The following is a 15,002-nucleotide window of genomic DNA, read 5'->3' as shown; positions in this document are numbered from 1 at the left end:
CTCAAGAGCGGGCCGCCTCGTGAGCGTCGGCAACCGCCACCTGGATCCGCCAGACGAGAAAGAGGAGAATAAATCCCGCGCACGCAAGAAGCGCCCCCGGAAACGCGCTCATGTACGCAGGCATCCCTTCTTCAATAGGAAGGCCTCCCACCCACGCGCCCATGGCGTTACCGAAGTTAAAGGCGACCTGGCCCAGAGCGGCCGCCAAAAGTTGTCCGTCACCGGCCCCTTTCAAAATCAAAATCTGCTCCGGGCCCGAAATGAAAAAGACGCAGCCCGCGGCAACGACGGCTGCGGCAAGCACTGCCAGAGGAAAGTCGGAAGCCGCCATCACGATAACAAGCGAGAGGCAGAGCACCGCCTGCCCGGCAAACGCAAGTTCCGCGTCCGTAAAGTGCTTCGACAGCCGCGCGGAAATGAGGTTCCCGGCCACCATTGCAAAGCCGCAGAAACCCACGACAAAACTCATGAGGTGCTCAGGCACATGCGCCGTTTCGTGCGCCACGGGATTGATGTAGGAAAAGAACGCAAAAAAGCCGCCGTTACCGAGGCCTATTGCGGCAATCACAAGCCACGGTTTGATTTCCCCCAGGAAATGAAACTGTGCAAGAAACCCCTTGTCAGGCAAAGCGGGAAGCTTCGGCACGAAAACAAGGAGCGAGATAAAAAGGAGAGCCGCCGTTGCGCTGATCACAATGTAGGTTGACTGCCACCCGAGCGCCCACGTGAGAAAGCTCGCCCCCGGCACACCCGCCATATTGGCAACCGTCATTCCGGCGACCATGAGGCACACGTCTCTTTGGGCGCAGCCGGGTTTGGCGAGCTGCGTTGCCACAATCGCACCCACCCCGAAGTACGCCCCGTGCGGCAAACCCGCGATAAAGCGGGCGGCAAGCATTGTGAAGTAGCTGTCCGCAAAGATTGTGAGCGAGTTACCCGCAAAGATAAGGCCCGCAAGAACAAGAAGAAAGGTCTTAAGCGGGAGTTTCCGGCCGAAAAGGACCATGAGAACAACGCCCGCGCAGACGCCTGAGGCGTAACTGGAAATAAAGTGACCGGCTTCGGCGATGGTGACGCCCAGGGACTGCGCCAGGGGCGTAAGAATCGCCATCATGCCGAATTCGGCAATCCCGAGCGCGAGTGTCCCGAGACTTAATGCAATGAGGTGCTTCACGGCGGGAAACCTTGAAGTTAAGAGGCCCGACGGGAAAATCGGAGGCCTGAAAATACTGATGTTGGCGGCACTCTAACCGAGGTGTGTTCCTGTCGTCTGCGGAAAACTGCTTACATAACCGTACAAAACCCAAAGAGCTTCTCCATAATGAGTGAAAAGGAGGCAAAAAATGGCCACGGACTCCCTCAGACTCACACGGCGCCTGATGCTGTCGGCACTGGTCTTCACGCCGGCCGTTTTTGCCGCCGACCGCTTTTATGACGAAATGGGGCGCTATACCGGTCAGAACCGGGGCGGCAGACGCTATGACGCCAAGGGCCGCTACACGGGACGCGAGGATTCTGCAGGGCGCCGCTACGACGAGAAGGGGCGCTACACCGGCAGGACGGATTCGGCCGGCAGGCGTTATGACGCGCAGGGGCGCTATACGGGGCGCACGGACGCCACGGGCCGCAACTACGACGAAAAAGGCCGCTTCACGGGGCGGCGTGACAGTTCAGGGCGCTGCTATGACGCCGAGGGCCGCTACATCGGGCGCTGCGATGACGCGGGCTTTTAAAAACGAAACCGGCCCGAAAACGGGCCGGCAGTCCACATCAGTTCTGAGGTTGTGAGGATTCGTCTTTGAGCGCTTTGTGATGTCCGCCTTTGGCGGCTTCGTCAGGATCCTCTGTCGTTTCCGTGAGATCTTTCTTCAGACGCCCCACGCGGGCAATTGCCTTATCAATGCGGATCGGATTCTTTGTCCACTCCTTAAAAAGCGCAAGCGTTGCGGCCAGAAGCACCGGCCCCAAAACCAATCCCAGGAACCCGAAGGACATAATGCCGCCGAAAACCCCGAGGAACACAAGCGCCAAGGGCATCGACGTGCCGCGGCTGATGAGAATGGGCTTAATGAAGTTATCGACGGAACTTACGGCCAAAGTGCCCCAGAGCACCATAAAAACGGCCATCCCGACGTTACCCGTAGCGTAGAGCCAGAGCGCCACCGGGCCCCAGACGAGAGGGGGGCCCACCGGCACGATCGAGAGCACGCATACCGTAAAGGAAAGAATCACAACGCCCGGAACCCCGGCGATGATGAATCCCACGGCAGCGACCAGCCCCTGGCCGATTGCGGTACCGATCACGCCGAAGACAACCGAGCGCGTGGTGTTTACGAGAATCGCCGTGAATTCGGTGGCAAGGCCCCCGGAAATACGGTTAATAAACATCCCGGTTTTTTTCGAAAGACTCGGGCCGTCGCGGTAGAAGAAAAAGACGATGAAGGCAACGAGCGCGAGCTGGAAAAGGCCGTTACCGATACCCCAGGAAACGGAGATCACGGATTTTGTGAGGGGGTCCGCGGCCTTTTCAATAAAGGTTCTCACCTGTTCGGGGTCAATGCCGTACTTAAAGGCGTCCGAGATGCTCTGACCGAGGTAGGGGATGGAAAGAAGCCAGTTTGGAAGCGGCATCCCCGCGTGAATCCAGTCGCGCACCCAGTAGACGACGTCCGGAATCTGACGCGCAAGGACCATGCACACCAGCGTCAACGGAATCAGGATCGTGACGATGATGAGAAGCACCATCACGCTTGAAGCAAGGGTTGAGTGCCCGTTAAAGCGGTCGTTTAACCACTCAAAGAAAGGCCAGGAGACGACAGCCAGAATCGCCGCGAGAAGAATGGAGGTGATAAAGGGGGAGATGACAAAGTAGCATCCCACCAGAATCAGCACGCCGAAAGCAACACGCAGCAACAGATCGACGCGGTCGCGCAGATTGATCATAGAAATTCCGCGAGGAAACCCGCGTCTTCAGACGCGGGAGGAATCGCGGCCCTCCTTTCTCAGTTCAGTTAAAAACATCTTTCGCTTCTCAAGAAGCGAAAGTTTCTTGTAGGAAATACCGGCAGAAATCTTTGTACCGTCCAGACGGCGCACATCGAATGCACCCGAGGAGCGTCTGCCAAAAATAAAGCCGACTTCCCCTTTGCACAGCACCTTGTCAAAGAGCCTGAAGCCGTGCACTAGGTACGGAGCCTGATGGCGCTTGTGTTTGGTCAGATACCCGTAGGTATTCGTGACAGGCAATTCGGGATGGCGCTCGCGCAGCGTGATGAGGTTGCCCGGCGCGTCGCCTCCCGTTTTCCGACTCTCAATGTGATGCACGTTGAGAATCAGATCTTTCGATCTGCCTTTGCAGGCTTGGCAAACGTGACCGTCGCGGAACAGCACATATTCGCGCACGTTCCAAAAGCCAAGCTGCTCGCCCTGCTGATAGCCTTCGCCTTCAATCTCTGGGTTTTTGATCTTCTGAATGTCGAAGGATGCGGTTTCAATCACGATTTTGGTGATCGGAAGCACTCGGCAAACCGCTTCAATGCGCGATATGTGCGCCTGAATGCGGTTCTCCACGGACGGCGCAAGCCAGCCCTTGTGCTTTGATCGAACGCGATTATCAAAACGCGGCGCACGGTAGCGCATCTTGCGGTTGCGTCGGGCGCGGCGAGGTGCCAAGCGATTCGAGAGCAAGCCCGTCACGTCCTGCCGCAGTTCGACCTCGGAAGCCAACAACTCTTCCTTGGCGGTCGTTGCGCTCAGGCCGACGTGCTTGTAGCCCGCATCCACACCCAAGGTGATCGGCTGCTTGGTTTCGCCCGTCGGCACCGTCAGTTGAATCACAAAGGGCGTTCGGCGCACAGGCACGGCCTTCCCGGCCCGAAGGAGCTTACGCGCCTTGGGCGGGGAGCACGGCATGAGCACTTGCCCGCGCATATTCAACACAAAAACTTTCAAAGTGTTCTCCATTGACGGATACCTCACGGGCTCCGTCTGCTCGACCCTGCGGTCGGTGGTGATCCTTCGCCAATGTTGGAAGGGGTTTGTTGTCTGAAGCACCGCTCCTACCTCTCAGAGCTTTTAACCGCAGACCGCAGAGCGCGGGACTAGGATCGACATCCCGCGGTGCCTGTTTGCGTCCCGTCTTGCGACGGAACGGATTCCCAACCAGCGGAGTCCGTCCGAAAACGGACTGAGGCTAGTCAACCAAGACTTGTTGCCAAGCCTCTGACTTCAGTCAGGGGTAGTTGACGTTCTTGTCTGAGTAAAGAAGTTCCGAGCGTTTGCGGAACCGAGGTCTTTATCGTAACAGAAACGGCGAAACGCGAAACGGTTGCAAAGAATAAGCCCGTACCGGGGAAGACCGATACGGGCCTGAAGATTCTTCGGACCGTCCGAAATTACAGTCCGAGCGCCTTTTCAACGTCGGTGAGCATCCGGTCCATCGAATAGACGCCCCCTTCACCCAAGTACCACGCGGGGCCTGTGAGCTCGGTGACGCGTCCGGCCTTCACGGCCGCGGTGCCCGCCCAGTCCTTCTGCCCTGCCGTGATCGCTTCCAGAAGCTTCGGTTCTTTTGCGCCCACCGCAAGGTCCTTGTTTAAGACAAAGACACGGTCAGGGTTGGTCTCTTTGAGTTTGGCAAAGGTCTTGGCGTTTCCTGCCGCAATTTCAGCCGCGGTCGGCGCCTTACGCGGAGCCGCACCCTTTGTCGGCGCAGCGCCCGTTCTCGCAGGCATGACGTTGGTGAATCCCAGGGCTTCAGTGAGAAGCGAGCAGCGGCCCTCGGGCGGCAAAAGCCCCGCGCGGCCTCCGACGCACATCATGACGGCGATGCGCTCGCCCGCGGCTTTCGCGCGGATTGCATCGATGCGCTTTTGAAACCCTGCGACAGCCGCGGCGGCTTCATTTTCTTTCCCGAAAATGCGGGCAAGCGTTGTGATGTTTTCCTTAAAGCTTGCCCAGGCGCCCTTCTTGTAGTCAGGCACGAGCACGAGCGTCGCCGCCACGCTGTTAAAGGCGTCGTAGGCGAGGGCAATACGGCCCGAAATAAAGATGAGGTCGGGATTGACGGCCTTGACGGGCGCGGTTTCAGCCGACTTAAGGCTTTTTACGAGCGCCACACCGTCACCGGGCTTTTTGATCCAGGTAAGCGTCGTGGGCGACACCGCCGCGACCATCCTGTCCGTGAGCCCCCAGGCCTGAAGGTTTTCCATCACGGAAAAGTCAAGAACCGCGAGGCGCTTGGGATCAAAGGGGACGGTCACATCGCGCAGGGTTCCTGCGGCGGTGTTTTGAATTTCAAGCATTGCGGGGCGCCGTGCGCAGCCCAGGGTCACCCCCGAAAGAAAGAGGGCGGAGGTGCCGGCCGCCAGAAGCGAGCGTCGGGAAAAAGTCATAGAAATTCCGCGAGGAAACCCGCGTCTTCAGACGCGGGAGGAATCGCGGTCCTCCTTTCTCAGTTCGGTTAAAAACGTCTTTCGCTTCTCAAGAAGCGAAAGTTTCTTGTACGAAATACCGGCAGAAATCTTTGTACCGTTCAGACGGCGCACATCGAATGCACCCGAGGAGCGTCTGCCAAAAATAAAGCCGACTTCCCCTTTGCACAGCACCTTGTCAAAGAGCCTGAAGCCGTGCACGAGGTACGGAGCCTGATGGCGCTTGCGCACACCGCCTTTGAGAATCGTCAGCTTGTGGATTTGGCGATTGTGGCGGCGCGTCTGTTTCTGAAACAGGTATTCGCCCCGACGTTTTGCGTCGAGGACGCCAGCAATGCAGAAAGCGTCCGCGCAATGCGTCTTCGGCAAGCCCGCGACGATGCGCTTGTGTTTGGTCAGATACCCGTAGGTATTCGTGACAGGTAATTCGGGATGGCGCTCGCGCAGGCGGTTGAGCACCGTCCAACGCATGATGCCCATGAAAGTCTCTGCCCTGAAAGAAGCGCCGCGCCGGGGACTGAACTGCTTCAACTTGCCTGCGTGATACGCCTTGTGGCACGCCTCGCAGAGCGTAATGAGGTTGCCCGGCGCGTCGCCTCCCGTTTTCCGACTCTCAATGTGATGCACGTTGAGAATCAGATCTTTCGATCTGCCTTTGCAGGCTTGGCAAACGTGACCATCGCGGAACAGCACATATTCGCGCACGTTCCAAAAGCCAAGCTGCTCGCCCTGCTGATAGCCTTCGCCTTCAATCTCCGGGTTTTTGATCTTCTGCATATCGAACGCCGCCGTTTCTACGGTAACGGAGGTGACGGGCAGAAGACGCAAAACAGCCTCGATGCGCGAAAGATGGGCACGGATGCGGTTTTCAACGGACGGCGCAAGCCAACCCTTGTGCTTTGATCGAATGCGATTATCAAAACGCGGCGCACGGTAGCGGGTCTTGCGGTTGCGTCGGGCGCGGCGAAGTGCCAAGCGATCCGAGAGCAAGCCCGTCACGTCCTGCCGCAGTTCGACCTCGGAAGCCAACAACTCTTCCTTGGCGGTCGTTGCGCTCAGACCGACGTGCTTGTAGCCCGCATCCACACCCAAGGTGATCGGCTGCTTGGTTTCGCCCGTCGGCACCGTCAGTTGAATCACAAAGGGCGTTCGGCGCACAGGCACGGCCTTCCCGGCCCGAAGGAGCTTACGTGCCTTGGGCGGGGAGCACGGCATGAGCGGTTGCCCGCGCATGTTCAAAACAAATACTTTCAAAGTGTTCTCCTTTGACGGATACCTTGATACCTCACAGGTTCCGTCTTCTCGACCTTGCGGTCGGTGGTGATCCTTCGCCAATGTTGGAAGGGGTTTGTTGTCTGAAGCACCGCTCCTACCTCTCAGAGCTTTTAACCGCAGACCGCAGAGCGCAGGACTAGGATCGACATCCCGCAGTGCCTGTTTGCGTCCCGTCTTGCGACAGAACGGATTCCCAACCAACGGAGTCCGTCCGAAAACGGACAGAGGCTAGTCAACCAAGGCTTGTTGCCAAGCCTCTGACTTTAGTCAGGGGTAGTTGACTACTTTGCAAGGACCGCTTTCTCAACGTCGCTGAACATGATGTTCATGGCCGTGTAGCCGCCTTCGGCGAGATACCAGGCCGAGGGCGTGAGGTAGACGATGTGTCCGTTTTGCGCGGCCTTCGTTTTGTTCACAAGTTCGTTGTTCAAAATGTCCTTCGCGAGTTTGGCGCCGGGGCGAGCGATGGCGGAGTCGCGGTCAAGAACGAAGAAGTAGTCGGGATTGAGTTTCAGCAGAAGCTCAAAGGAGGCTTCGTTGCCGTGGTTGGCGTTGGCTTTCTGAGCCACGTTTTTAAAGCCGAATTCGTTACCGATGATCGAACAGCGGGCGGCGTTGCCGAGAAGGTTCACGTGGCTTGCGGTCACCAGGCCCACGAGCGCGGTTTTGCCCTCAGAGGCGGCTTTGAGTTTTTCAATGCGCCCTTCAAAGTGAGAGATGTCGGCCCTGGCCTCATTTTCTTTACCGAAAATGGCGGCAAGGTTCATGTGGTTCGCGGCGAAACTTGCGAAACTTCCCTTCGTGCGGTCGGTGGTCATGTAAACCACCGGCGCGATTTTCGTGAGTTCGTCGTACTTTTTCGCAAGACGCCCGGAAATAAAGATCACGTCGGGTTCGGATTCCATCAGTCCCTCAAAGTCGATTTCCTTCAAGGTGCCGATGTTCTTTACCTTTGCGCTCTTTTTAAAGTACTGCGGGAGGTATGCCAGAGGCGTCGTCTGGGTCAGAGCCACAATGCGGTCGGTGAGCTTCCAATGGTCGAGCGTATCCAAAACCGCATAGTCCGCGACGGCAATGCGCTTGGGATTTGCGGGAACCGTGATGTCAATGAGCTGGTTTTTACCGTTAAGCGTTTTCACCGTGACGGTTTTGTCCGCCGCAAAAGCGGGAAGGGAAACCGTGAGGGCAGCAGCGGCGGCCGCAGAGAGCATAAGTCGGCGCGAAAGCGTCATGAGATTGTCCTTTAAAGTGTCAGTGAAAAATGGCAAGGGGCTTACCGTCAATGCGGTGAATCTGAAAGGGCACCCCGTAAATTTTTTCGAGCGTCGCAGGGGTCATCACGTCTTCGACGCTTCCTGCCGCAGCGATCCGCCCGTTTTTAAAGGCGCAGATAAAGTCGGAGTAAAACGCGGCGAGGTTGATCTCGTGCAAGACGAGAATCACTGTTTTCCCGAGCTCATCGCAGAGCCTTCGCACAAGCTTCATCATCTGCGCGGAGTGGTAGATGTCGAGGTTGTTCGTGGGTTCGTCCAACAGGATGTACTCGGTATCCTGCGCCAAGACCATCGCAATAAAGGCGCGCTGCCGCTGGCCGCCTGACATCTCATCGATAAAGCGGTCGGCGAAGTCTTCGAGCTCCATGTAGCGGATGCTTTTTTCGACGACGGCTTCGTCTTCTGCGGTAAGAGCGGAACCGCTGTGCGGAAAACGGCCGAACGCAACGAGTTCGCGCACTGTGAGCTTCATCTGCACGTTGTTGGTCTGCGTGAGAATCGCCAGGTGCTTTGCAAGTTCCCGGCTCTCCCACTGCTGCACGTCCTTTCCTTTGAATTCCACGAGGCCTGAGGAGCGGGCAATGAGCCTTGAAATCATCCCGAGCACAGTGGACTTACCCGCACCGTTGGGCCCGATCATGGAAACAACTTTGCCGTGCGCAATGTCAAGCGTCACGTCGTCCACAACGGTCGTGTCCTCGTAGGACTTTACGAGATTCTGGATTTTGAGCATGGCGTTACCTTTTGCCGGCCGTTAAAACGAGATAGAGAAAGTAGATGCCGCCCCCGATCGTCACAAAGACGCTCACCGGTACGGCGTAGACCATGACGTGTTCGACCACAAACTGGCCTGCCGTGAGAATGAGCATGCCGACGCAGGCGCTCCCGGCAATGAGCCACGTGTGGCGGTAGGTGGTGAAAAGCTGGCGCGCGACGTTGGCGGTAATGAGACCAAGGAAGGAAAGCGGTCCCACAAGCGCCGTGGCAACGGCGATATAAAGCGCGACGCCCACCATCAGGCGCCTCAGGGTCCTTTCGTAGTCAACGCCGAGCGACACCGCCTGTTCGCGGCCGAGGCTGATGACGTCAAGGATGGCGAGGTCTTTTCTGAGCCACCAGGCAATCGCGGCCAAAAGGAGCGCCCCCGGGATGATGCAGGCGGCGTTGACGTTCGTAAAGCTTGCCGTCAGGGTGTTTAAAAGCGCATCGTATTCGTTGGGATCCATGATGCGTGTGAGCGAATTCTGCATGCTCGAAAAGAAGGTCGAGAGCACCGTGCCGATCAAAAGCACGTAAAGGACATTGCCGCCCGTTTTCTGAAAGATCGTGTAGTAAATAAAGCCCGCAACGAACCCCATGACGATGACGTCCGCGGCAAAGGCGTAGACGGGGTTCACCGCAAAAAGGCTGCCGGAACCCAGAAAAAACACGACTGCCGTGTGAATGAGAAGGTAAAGCGAATTCATGCCCAAGAGGCACGGTGTCACAATCGTGTTGCGGATGATCGTCTGAAAGACAATGGCGGCCGCTGAAATCGCAAAGCCGGCGATAAGAATGACCGCAAGCCGCGGGAGTCTTAAGCCCATCGCGTAGGCGAAAAACTTCGGGTTCACGAACGCAAACTGATAGAGCCCGATAAACAACAGGACGAGCCCGGCCAGCACCACCATGGAGGTCTTAAGGCGCCGCCGCTGTGCAAGTCTGACAGTATTCATTTGATCACCGCGGGGTTGCAGCAGCCCGGACGCGCTCTGCGGGTCAGGCCGAAAAGTTCCAGGAGCCTGTCTTTCGTGAGACTTCTGCGGCCGAATCTGAGCCGGTAAAAGATAAGGACGATGAAAAGGAGGCTACCGACGGTACCGATGATGAGTTCAATCGGAAGTTCATACGGCATGATGATGAGGCGGCCGATCACGTCGCAGATGAGCACAAAAAGCGCACCGAAAAGGGCGGTATCCGGCAGCGTCGCCCGTAAGTCATCGCCCTTAAAGATCGCAACGAGGTTGGGGACGATGAGCCCGATGTAGGAGATGCTTCCCACGACCGTCACAACGGAGGCCGTAATCATCGCGGCGATCGAGAGCCCGGCAAAGAGAACGAGGGAGTAGTTGACGCCCAGGTTTTTGGAAAACTCCTTTCCCATCCCGACGATGTTGAACCACTTGGCGTAGATCCAGGCCGTGGCAATTAAGGGGACCACAAGATAAACGAGCTCGTAGTTGCCGCGGAGAACCAACGAAAAGTGCCCCACAAGCCACGTGGAAAGGGCCTGCGTCATGTCAAAGCGAAACGCGAGAAAACTCGTGATCCCGCCGATGACGTTGCCGAACATGATGCCGATTAAGGGCACCATCACAGGGTCCTTCATGGGGATCCGCAAAATAAACCACACAAAAACCCAGGTACCGGCAATCGCCGCGAGAAACGCAAACGCCGCGCGCGACCAGAGGCTTGAGTCCGGGAAAAAGAGCAGCGCTATGAGGATTCCCAACTGCGCCGAAGAAATTGTCGCGCCCGTTGTGGGGGAGACGAATTTATTGGCGCAGAGCTGCTGCATGATGAGCCCGGCAATGCTCATTCCGACGCCCGTGCACAGAACTGCCGCCAGCCGCGGCAGGCGCGAGGCAAGGAGCACGTGCAGCGCTTCGGCGTCGCCCGTGAGGACGGCCGCAAGCGAAATGTCGGCCGCGCCCGCCGTGAGTGACGCAAGGCCCGCAGCGAGCGTGAGTGCAAGAAGGATCCAGGTGGATTTGGTCATGCCTGTCAGGAAAAAAATCGACGGGTTGTGTGAAAAACGGAAGGACTTTAACCGAGCCAGTAAATGAGAATCGTTCCAATTCAATAATTGTTACAAATTTGGAAGAAAAGTTAACGGAAGTTCATCGGGGTTGGTTCAGTAAATGTTGCAACCATCTGAAGTTAAATGAAATAGTGCAGTATCTGAGGGCGGTGTCGGTGTTTTCCGACATATTGCAGAGAAAATATGTGTTAACACTCTGTTAACGACGGTAAAGCCTTGTTTTGTATGGTTTCGGGGGTGTGTTTTACGCCGGCTGGCTGAATTTGGTCCGAAGTTGTTGAAAATGCTTGAGAACAATTCTCATTTGCACGCATTTCAGTAGTATTCACGGACTTTAACGCGAAGGGCCGCTACGCATTGCGGCCTGACGACACGACCGGGGAACCGGGGAGAAATTTTCCTACTGCCATGAAAACAACCAACAAAACCCTCTTTGTCGTGCTGCCGCTGGCAGCCGCTGTGAACGCCGCCTGGGCTCAGGCTGCCTCGGATGAATACACCACGCTGGATACGTCCGTCGTTTCAGCCTCGGGCTACTCGCAGGACGTGCGCGAAGCGCCCGCGAGCGTCTCGGTGATCCCCGCCCAAGAACTGCGGACAAAACCCGTGCGTGACTTGGGTACCGCGATCGGGGACATTCCGGGTGTGGATCTCGATTCCACAAAGATGGGTAATTCCACGATTTCGATCCGCGGATTTGACGCGGGCTATACGTTGATACTGCAGGACGGGCGGCGCCAGAATTTCAGCTCCGCGATTCAAGCCAACGGCTTTGATCCGACGACCGCCTTTATTGCGCCCGTGGGAATGATTGAACGCATCGAAGTGCTGCGCGGCCCGGCTTCCACCGTCTGGGGAACCGATGCCGTCGGAGGCGTGGTCAACGTCATTACGAAAAAACACGTGAAGGAACTTACGGGATCGGTGACCGCTGAAGGCACTTTCCAGGAACACAGAAAGAGCTACGGCAACAGCGGTGCGGGGAGCTTTTTCTTCGGTATTCCTCTGGTTGACGAGTCGCTTTCTCTGATGCTGCGCGGCCGCTACTACCGGCACGAAGACACGGGCATCATGAACCCGAAGGGCGCCTACGCCGGACACTCGCCGAGCGAAAGTTACACGAGCAATGTGGGCGCACGTCTGAACTGGAGCGTCAATCCCCAAAACTTCACCTTTGCCGATTTTGACTTCACGCGCTTTTCCGGCGGCTCCATGAATACGAGCAGCCGCTCCATCAAGGCCCAGCAGTGGTACCACAAATACAACCTCGCCCTCGGACACGAAGGCAAGTACGGGTTCGGGCGCACCGAAAGCTATCTGATGTGGAACAACCTCTCGCAGATGAAGACAAAGACCACGCTCACGCCGCATTCCTCGGCCAAGGCGCGGGCTTCTGAAAACCACGGTTCATTCTCGGACCCCTTAAAGCAGACGAATACCTATACCTTTGCCACCAAGGCGATCATGCCCTTTGACTTCGACCGCTTCGGCAGCATGAGTCTCACGGCGGGCGTGGAAGCCAACTACGAAGACTACGAAAATCCGTCGACTTCGACGGCTTCGCAAAAGGGGCCCTTTGATCAGACAACGCTTGCCGTCTTTGCCGAAGGCGAGTACTTCATCAACGACGAGTTAAACGCCACGGTCGGTGCCCGCTACCAGTGGAGCGACATGTTTGACGCAAATGTTTCGCCCCGCGCTTACCTCGTTTATAAGCCTGCACAGTGGCTGAGCTTTAAGGGCGGCGTGGCCGCGGGCTACAAAACGCCCAACGTCAAGCAGGTTGTGGACGGCTATTACGACGGCAGTGAGCCCGGCGACCGCTCCTGGGGCAACCCGAACTTAAAGCCCGAAGAAAGCTGGAGCTATGAACTGTCCACGACCGTGGATCTCGGGCGGGCCGCACAGGTGACGCTCGGGGGCTTTTACACGGACTTTAAAAACCTGATTGCCTCGGAAGAAAGAACGGAAGCGGGCTACTGCAACGCCGACGGCAGCGCCTGCGACAAGCGCCTCATCAACTACGGCAAGGTCCGTGCCAAGGGCATTGAAGTGCTCTTTAAGACCGCGAAGTTTGCCGGTTTCTCCTTTACCGGCGGCTATACGCTCACTGACGCCAAGATCACCGCTGGCGCCGACAGCGGCAAGCGTCCAAACGAACTGCCGCGTCACAGCCTGCAGCTGCGTGCCGACTATCAGCAGGGACCGTTCTCGGCCTACGTCAAATCCACCTCCAAGTGGGACATGATCTGCAACAACAGAAGGACCGGCATCGGACTGGACAACAAATACAAGGACTACACGATTGTTGACGTGGGTGCGACCTACGTTGTGGCGAAGAACCACCGCTTCTCCGTGGCTGTGAACAACGTCCTTGATAAGGACACGGTCGAGTGGACGGAAACGTCGCAGGGCCGCTACGGCAACCTCTACCGCCAGTACCTGGACGGCCGCAATTTCTGGGTTTCCTACACCTATGACTTCTAAACGTCCGTCATAAGACAAGAGCCCCGGGGGCCGCAGCGGCATTGACTGCGCTGCGGCTTTCGGGGTTTAACCCGTTTAAACGGACAGGATTTTTCTGCCATGGAACTCATCAAAGACAGTGTTGACTACATCATCTTCGCGATCCTCGGCCTCATGGGGTTTGTGACCGTGTGGCTGACGATTGAGCGCCTTTTGTTTCTGCGGTCTGTGAAGCCCTCCGGCTACGCGGATAAAGACAGCTACGACAAGGCCCTCACCGACAACCTCACGACCCTTTACATCATTTATTCGAACGCCCCCTACGTCGGACTTTTGGGGACCGTGATCGGCATCATGATCACCTTTTACGACATGGGGCAGAGCGGCAACATCAATGCTTCCGACATCATGACGGGGTTGTCCCTTGCGCTTAAAGCCACGGCGCTGGGGCTCGCGGTCGCCATCCCCACGCTTGTGATTTACAACGGCCTGCAGCGCAGAATCAACGTGCTTTCCGCCCAATGGAAAGACGCCGCCAAGTGAGTTGCGCCATGATTGAGATTCCCAAGAAGGAACCGTTAAACATCGTTCCTTTCATCGACATCATGCTGGTGCTGCTGGCGATGGTGCTCTCAATTTCGACCTTTATCGCCAAGGGTGAGATCAAGATTAATCTCCCGGCTTCAAAAACGGCGTCTCAGGCTGAAAACGTGAAGGACCCGTTACTCGTGCAGGTCGATGCAGCCGGTGACTTTTTCCGCGACGGCACACGGGTGTCGTTTGAAGAACTCGCCGAGGCGATTGCCGGAATCCCGCGGGATAAACCCGTGCTTCTCAGAATGGACCGGGAGTCCAAGTTTGAGCACTTCATCCGCGTGATCGACCTTTTAAAAGAACATCAGCATGAAAACTTCCGAATCGCCACAGAACGTAAAGACGGCTAGACGCCGCTCAGCGGTGTCTTTTGCGGCGGCGGTGGCGCTCTATCTGCCGGTGATTGCCTTTGTCTTTTATGCCGCGCCGGTTTTGACCTACAAAGCCGCGGGCAACCAGGCGTCCGTGGCTCTTTCCTTTGCGCAGGTCGCAGGGGGTGCCGTTTCTGAAGCCCGGGCCGAGCCCGTGCCGCCGGAACCGGAGCCTGAGCCCGAACCCGTGAAGCAACCGGAACCCGAACCGGAAGTGAAAACGCCGGACCCCGAGCCCGTGCCGGTGGTCAAACCCAAGCCCGTCGTAAAGAAGGTTGTTGAAAAGCCTAAACCCAAGCCTAGGATCAAGCCCAGACCCGAGAAAACGAAAGCCGTCAAAACCGTTCAGCCCAAACCGGCTGAAACCGTGAAAAAAGCGGAAAAACCCGCTGAGGAAAAACAGACAGCTGCGGTGGCCGCACCGCTGGCCGGAGCGCAGACTGCCTCCGACGCCGGCGGCATCTCAACGCTGGTGTACGGCAAAACCGACGATCCATTTCTTGCGCGCGTCAAACGCGCCGTGGAAAGCGTGCTGCATTATCCGCGCAAGGCCCGCGTGATGAGGCTTCAGGGCGTGACCGTCGTGCAGTTTGTGATTGCCGCGGACGGCAGTCTCACGGAACTTGAACTCTTTGAGACAAGTCCCCACGGCATTCTCGACAAGGCGGCCTTACGTGCCGTGAAGGAAGCCCAAGGCGCATGGGGCAGCCCCGCCAAAACCGTGCGTCTGAGGTTTCCCATCCGCTTTGAACTCAGAGGCTGAGTTTCGGTTATAGTCCCGAAAACTCAG

Annotated in this window: 14 protein-coding genes; 5 read left to right on the top strand and 9 right to left on the bottom strand. The window is 57.2% G+C overall.

Annotation, left to right across the window (positions count from 1 at the left end):
* Position 1: 1 nt before the first annotated feature.
* On the bottom strand, positions 2 to 1,174 hold the full coding sequence (locus NXF97_RS02290; protein ID WP_274956325.1) for an MFS transporter: 1,173 nt from the start codon (positions 1,172 to 1,174) through the stop codon (positions 2 to 4).
* Positions 1,175 to 1,343: 169 nt separating this feature from the next.
* On the opposite strand from NXF97_RS02290, the gene NXF97_RS02285 reads away from it, so the two are divergent.
* Positions 1,344 to 1,733, top strand: coding sequence for a hypothetical protein (locus NXF97_RS02285; protein ID WP_274956324.1), 390 nt, complete (start codon positions 1,344 to 1,346; stop codon positions 1,731 to 1,733).
* Positions 1,734 to 1,770: 37 nt separating this feature from the next.
* Here the strand turns inward: NXF97_RS02285 and NXF97_RS02280 are convergent, their stop codons facing one another.
* The 8 genes from NXF97_RS02280 to NXF97_RS02245 form a co-directional block, all read right to left on the bottom strand.
* Positions 1,771 to 2,943, bottom strand: a complete 1,173-nt coding sequence (locus NXF97_RS02280; RefSeq protein ID WP_274956323.1) for an AI-2E family transporter — start codon at positions 2,941 to 2,943, stop codon at positions 1,771 to 1,773.
* A 27-nt stretch (positions 2,944 to 2,970) separates the two neighbouring features.
* Positions 2,971 to 3,963, bottom strand: coding sequence for an RNA-guided endonuclease IscB (gene iscB / locus NXF97_RS02275; protein ID WP_274956322.1), 993 nt, complete (start codon positions 3,961 to 3,963; stop codon positions 2,971 to 2,973).
* 431 nt (positions 3,964 to 4,394) lie between these two features.
* Entirely contained in the window at positions 4,395 to 5,393 is a 999-nt protein-coding gene (locus NXF97_RS02270) for an ABC transporter substrate-binding protein (RefSeq protein WP_274956321.1), read from the bottom strand.
* Between the two features lie 27 nt (positions 5,394 to 5,420).
* Positions 5,421 to 6,686, bottom strand: coding sequence for an RNA-guided endonuclease IscB (gene iscB, locus NXF97_RS02265; protein ID WP_274956320.1), 1,266 nt, complete (start codon positions 6,684 to 6,686; stop codon positions 5,421 to 5,423).
* 302 nt (positions 6,687 to 6,988) lie between these two features.
* Positions 6,989 to 7,939 (bottom strand): siderophore ABC transporter substrate-binding protein, encoded by a 951-nt coding sequence (locus NXF97_RS02260; RefSeq protein WP_274956319.1) that lies wholly within the window; start codon positions 7,937 to 7,939, stop codon positions 6,989 to 6,991.
* Positions 7,940 to 7,958: 19 nt separating this feature from the next.
* Entirely contained in the window at positions 7,959 to 8,714 is a 756-nt protein-coding gene (locus NXF97_RS02255; RefSeq protein WP_274956318.1) for an ABC transporter ATP-binding protein, read from the bottom strand.
* Positions 8,715 to 8,718: 4 nt separating this feature from the next.
* A complete protein-coding gene (locus NXF97_RS02250) occupies positions 8,719 to 9,696 on the bottom strand; it encodes an iron chelate uptake ABC transporter family permease subunit (RefSeq protein WP_022372472.1) in 978 nt (325 codons plus the stop codon).
* Entirely contained in the window at positions 9,693 to 10,739 is a 1,047-nt protein-coding gene (locus NXF97_RS02245; RefSeq protein WP_274956317.1) for an ABC transporter permease, read from the bottom strand. Before NXF97_RS02245 ends, NXF97_RS02250 begins: the two co-directional genes overlap by 4 nt.
* A 450-nt stretch (positions 10,740 to 11,189) precedes the next feature.
* Here NXF97_RS02245 and NXF97_RS02240 point away from each other — a divergent pair, with 450 nt between their 5' ends.
* The 4 genes from NXF97_RS02240 (at position 11,190) to NXF97_RS02225 (ending at position 14,975) form a co-directional block, all read left to right on the top strand.
* Complete coding sequence (locus NXF97_RS02240) at positions 11,190 to 13,268, top strand: TonB-dependent receptor domain-containing protein (protein ID WP_274956316.1); 2,079 nt, start codon at positions 11,190 to 11,192, stop codon at positions 13,266 to 13,268.
* A 99-nt stretch (positions 13,269 to 13,367) separates the two neighbouring features.
* Complete coding sequence (exbB, locus tag NXF97_RS02235; RefSeq protein WP_274956315.1) at positions 13,368 to 13,790, top strand: TonB-system energizer ExbB; 423 nt, start codon at positions 13,368 to 13,370, stop codon at positions 13,788 to 13,790.
* A gap of 8 nt (positions 13,791 to 13,798) precedes the next feature.
* Positions 13,799 to 14,191, top strand: coding sequence for a TonB system transport protein ExbD (gene exbD, locus NXF97_RS02230; RefSeq protein ID WP_074010152.1), 393 nt, complete (start codon positions 13,799 to 13,801; stop codon positions 14,189 to 14,191).
* Complete coding sequence (locus NXF97_RS02225; protein WP_274956314.1) at positions 14,151 to 14,975, top strand: energy transducer TonB; 825 nt, start codon at positions 14,151 to 14,153, stop codon at positions 14,973 to 14,975. The genes exbD and NXF97_RS02225 overlap by 41 nt, the downstream gene beginning before the upstream one ends.
* The last annotated feature ends 27 nt before the right edge of the window (positions 14,976 to 15,002 follow it).

The organism is Duodenibacillus massiliensis, assembly GCF_928721995.1.
In the GTDB taxonomy this organism is placed as follows: domain Bacteria; phylum Pseudomonadota; class Gammaproteobacteria; order Burkholderiales; family Burkholderiaceae_F; genus Duodenibacillus; species Duodenibacillus massiliensis.
This window is presented reverse-complemented; position numbering and strand designations above follow the sequence as displayed.

Bases quoted from the DNA above. Each gene is read 5' to 3' on its own strand.
- NXF97_RS02245 (WP_274956317.1), bottom strand. From the start codon at position 10,739: ATGACCAAATCCACCTGGATCCTTCTTGCACTCACGCTCGCTGCGGGC.
- NXF97_RS02270 (WP_274956321.1), bottom strand. From the start codon at position 5,393: ATGACTTTTTCCCGACGCTCGCTTCTGGCGGCCGGCACCTCCGCCCTC.
- exbB (WP_274956315.1), top strand. From the start codon at position 13,368: ATGGAACTCATCAAAGACAGTGTTGACTACATCATCTTCGCGATCCTC.
- exbD (WP_074010152.1), top strand. From the start codon at position 13,799: ATGATTGAGATTCCCAAGAAGGAACCGTTAAACATCGTTCCTTTCATC.
- NXF97_RS02260 (WP_274956319.1), bottom strand. From the start codon at position 7,939: ATGACGCTTTCGCGCCGACTTATGCTCTCTGCGGCCGCCGCTGCTGCC.
- NXF97_RS02280 (WP_274956323.1), bottom strand. From the start codon at position 2,943: ATGATCAATCTGCGCGACCGCGTCGATCTGTTGCTGCGTGTTGCTTTC.
- iscB (WP_274956322.1), bottom strand. From the start codon at position 3,963: ATGGAGAACACTTTGAAAGTTTTTGTGTTGAATATGCGCGGGCAAGTG.
- NXF97_RS02225 (WP_274956314.1), top strand. From the start codon at position 14,151: ATGAAAACTTCCGAATCGCCACAGAACGTAAAGACGGCTAGACGCCGC.
- NXF97_RS02285 (WP_274956324.1), top strand. From the start codon at position 1,344: ATGGCCACGGACTCCCTCAGACTCACACGGCGCCTGATGCTGTCGGCA.
- NXF97_RS02240 (WP_274956316.1), top strand. From the start codon at position 11,190: ATGAAAACAACCAACAAAACCCTCTTTGTCGTGCTGCCGCTGGCAGCC.
- NXF97_RS02250 (WP_022372472.1), bottom strand. From the start codon at position 9,696: ATGAATACTGTCAGACTTGCACAGCGGCGGCGCCTTAAGACCTCCATG.
- NXF97_RS02255 (WP_274956318.1), bottom strand. From the start codon at position 8,714: ATGCTCAAAATCCAGAATCTCGTAAAGTCCTACGAGGACACGACCGTT.